The sequence below is a fragment of the Streptomyces glaucescens genome, assembly GCF_002154375.1.
Classification (GTDB): Bacteria; Actinomycetota; Actinomycetes; order Streptomycetales; family Streptomycetaceae; genus Streptomyces; species Streptomyces glaucescens.
On record NZ_MUND01000483.1, the window covers coordinates 1 to 3,381 of the forward strand.

The window sequence follows — 3,381 nt, forward strand, 5'->3', positions numbered from 1 at the left end:
GCAGCAGCCGGGTGCAGCGGGTACGGGAGGCCCGGCGGGCCCGGTACGTCAGCCAGTTGGCCCACTGGGACCGCCGCGAGGTGGCGGAACTGGCCCGGCTGCTGCAGCAGCTCAACCAGGGGATGGCGAAGTAAGCCCCGGGCCGGGGTGATTAATTCGGGCAACGGGGCACGCGCGAAGTGCCAGGATGGACGAATGCCCACCGCTTACGACATCCCCGAAGTCCTGGACCGTCGCGAGGGCCCCTACGGCGAGGTCGTGCTGCGCCGGCACGGCGACCTGCTCCAGATCATCGCGAACGGCTGCTTCCTGATGGACACCTCCGACGGCCGCTCGGAACGGCGACTGGTCGACGCGGCACTCGCGGCACTCGACGAGCGGCCCGAACCCCGGCTGCTCATCGGGGGTCTCGGGGTCGGCTTCTCGCTCGCACACGCCGCCGCGAACGCCCGCTGGGGCCGGATCACGGTCGTCGAGCGCGAGCCCGCCGTGATCGAGTGGCATCGGCGAGGACCTCTTTCCGGCCTGTCCCGGGCGGCCCTGTCCGATTCGCGCACGGAGATCGTGGAGGCGGATCTGGTCGCCTTCGTCAATGAGACATCCGCCACGTATGACGCGCTGTGCCTGGACATCGACAATGGGCCCGGCTGGACCGTCACGGAGGACAACGACGGGCTGTACGAACCGGCCGGACTGGCAGGCTGCGCAAGGCTGTTGAGGCCCGGCGGGGTGCTTGCGGTATGGTCCGCCGAGCCCTCCCCGGATTTCGAAGAAACCTTGCGGAATGCCGGATTCCAGCATGTGCGTACCGAAGAGATCCCCGTTGCCCGGGGCGTTCCGGACGTCGTGCACCTCGGCGTCCGACCTGGATAGCAATGCCGCGGTGACTCCCCGTACGCTGCTTCCCTGACGCCGATCATTCAAGCGTCAATCGCAGTCATGCGCAGACATGGGATCACCCCACTGATTCCGGAAAGCACACTCTTGGGGCGGGCGATGGAGCAGACACACACCTCCCACAACGGCACGGCGACGACCACCCCCGGCGCACAGCGCCGGGTCCTGGTGGTCGAGGACGACGCGACGATCGTCGACGCCATCGCGGCCCGCCTGCGCGCCGAGGGATTCCAGGTGCAGACGGCAGGCGACGGGCCGGCGGCGGTCGACACGGCGGAGGCCTGGCAGCCCGACCTGCTGATCCTCGACATCATGCTGCCGGGCTTCGACGGCCTGGAGGTGTGCCGCCGGGTGCAGGCCCAGCGGCCCGTCCCGGTCCTGATGCTCACCGCGCGCGACGACGAGACCGACATGCTGGTCGGGCTCGGCGTGGGCGCCGACGACTACATGACCAAGCCGTTCTCCATGCGGGAGCTGGCGGCCCGGGTGCACGTCCTGCTGCGCCGGGTGGAGCGGGCCGCGCTGGCCGCCTCCACGCCGCGCAGCGGCATCCTCCGGCTCGGCGAGCTGGAGATCGACCACGCGCAGCGCCGGGTGCGGGTGAAGTCGGAGGACGTCCACCTGACGCCCACCGAGTTCGACCTGCTGGTGTGCCTGGCGAACACCCCCCGCGCGGTGCTCTCCCGTGAGCAGCTGCTCGCGGAGGTCTGGGACTGGGCGGACGCCTCCGGCACCCGCACGGTCGACAGCCACATCAAGGCGCTGCGCCGGAAGATCGGCGCCGAGCGGATCCGCACGGTGCACGGCGTGGGCTACGCCCTGGAGACGCCGACGCCATGAGCGACGGGCGGAGAGCCGCACGGAGGAGTCCCGGGCAGCCCTGGGGCGGCGTACGCCCGTTCTCGATCAAGACCAAGCTGGGGGCGCTGGTCGTCATCTCGGTGCTGATCACCACCGGGCTGATGATGGTGGCCATGCGCACCGAGACCGAGCTGCGCTTCATCACGGTCTTCTCGATGATCGCCACCTTGCTGATCACGCAGTTCGTGGCGCACTCGCTCACCTCTCCGCTGGACGAGATGAACGCGGTGGCCCGCTCCATCTCGCACGGCGACTACAGCCGCCGGGTCAGCGAGAACCGGCGGGACGAGCTGGGGAACCTGGCCCAGACGATCAATGTCATGGCCGACGAACTGGAGGCCCAGGACCGCCAGCGCAAGGAACTGGTCGCCAACGTCTCGCACGAGCTGCGCACCCCCATCGCGGGGCTGCGGGCGGTGCTGGAGAACATCGTCGACGGGGTCACCGAGGCCGACCCCGAGACCATGCGTACGGCGCTGAAGCAGACCGAGCGGCTGGGCCGGCTGGTGGAGACGCTGCTGGACCTGTCCCGGCTGGACAACGGCGTGGTCCCGCTGAAGAAGCGGCGGTTCGAGGTGTGGCCGTATCTGTCGGGCGTGCTGAAGGAGGCGAACATGGTCGCCTCGGCACGGGCCGGGATCGCCTCCGGATCGGGCAGTCACACCCGGACCGACGTCCATCTGCACCTGGACGTGTCACCGCCGGAGCTGGTCGCGCACGCCGACCCGGAGCGCATCCACCAGGTCGTCGCCAACCTGATCGACAACGCCGTCAAGCACAGTCCGCCGCACGGCCGGGTGACGGTGAAGGCGCGGCGCGGGGCGCAGCCGGAGTCGCTGGAGCTGGAGGTGCTGGACGAGGGTCCGGGCATTCCGCGCTCGGAGTGGCACCGGGTGTTCGAGCGGTTCAACCGGGGTGTGGTCAGCCGGCCGCACGGCCCGGGCAGCGACGGCGGCACGGGCCTGGGGCTGGCGATCGCGCGCTGGGCCGTGGATCTGCACGGCGGCCGGATCGGGGTGGCCGAATCCGAGCGGGGTTGCCGGATTCTTGTCACTCTTCCAGGACTTCCATCCGTGCCAAGTTGACGTAAAGTTCGAAGCGGAGCCACAAGATCCACGGGCGTTCGCGCTGTCGGACACGTGTGATCAGGCAAGGCCCCGCGCGCCGGGGCCGCGTCCGCGTACCCAGGACGCCCCCTCGCAAACCGGAACCACGCTTGTTTCCCGCCATTATCAGGCCCGAAACACGGATTCAGATGTGACTTACACGACGATGAACGGACCCGGCCTGACCTTCTCGGCCAGGGAGGCGTAGCCTTTATTCCCGCTGTCCATCACCTTGTGAAGCGGAAGAGGGCGGTTGCCGCCGTGTCGCCACAGTCCCCCAGTAACGCATCGAGCATCTCCACCGACGCAGACCAAGCGGGCAAGAACCCCGCTGCCGCGTTCGGTGCCAACGAGTGGCTCGTCGACGAGATCTATCAGCAGTACCTCCAGGACCCGAATTCGGTAGACCGCGCCTGGTGGGACTTCTTCGCCGATTACAAGCCAGGCGCCGCCGGCGCCCCGGCTCCGGCGGGACCTGCGGCCGCGGGGGCCGCAGGTCCCGCCGGAGCCGGGGCGC

The 3,381-nt window shown here is 69.5% G+C and carries 4 protein-coding genes and 1 pseudogene; all 5 read left to right on the forward strand.

Going from position 1 to position 3,381, the window contains the following annotated elements; genetic code table 11:
• Nucleotides 1-134 (forward strand): annotated as a pseudogene (locus CCN42_RS44880) (MarR family winged helix-turn-helix transcriptional regulator); the annotation flags it as partial.
• Nucleotides 135-195: 61 nt separating this feature from the next.
• A complete protein-coding gene (locus tag CCN42_RS28800) occupies nucleotides 196-873 on the forward strand; it encodes a spermine/spermidine synthase domain-containing protein (RefSeq protein ID WP_086739996.1) in 678 nt (225 codons plus the stop codon).
• Between the two features lie 123 nt (nucleotides 874-996).
• The gene (locus CCN42_RS28805; protein WP_086739998.1) at nucleotides 997-1,737 is read left to right on the forward strand and encodes a response regulator transcription factor; all 741 of its coding nucleotides are present in this window, start codon (nucleotides 997-999) and stop codon (nucleotides 1,735-1,737) included.
• A complete protein-coding gene (locus CCN42_RS28810) occupies nucleotides 1,734-2,843 on the forward strand; it encodes a sensor histidine kinase (protein ID WP_086740000.1) in 1,110 nt (369 codons plus the stop codon). The genes CCN42_RS28805 and CCN42_RS28810 overlap by 4 nt, the downstream gene beginning before the upstream one ends.
• A 282-nt stretch (nucleotides 2,844-3,125) precedes the next feature.
• A partial coding sequence (locus CCN42_RS28815) for a 2-oxoglutarate dehydrogenase E1 subunit family protein (protein WP_143662039.1) occupies nucleotides 3,126-3,381 on the forward strand: 256 nt, incomplete at its 3' end.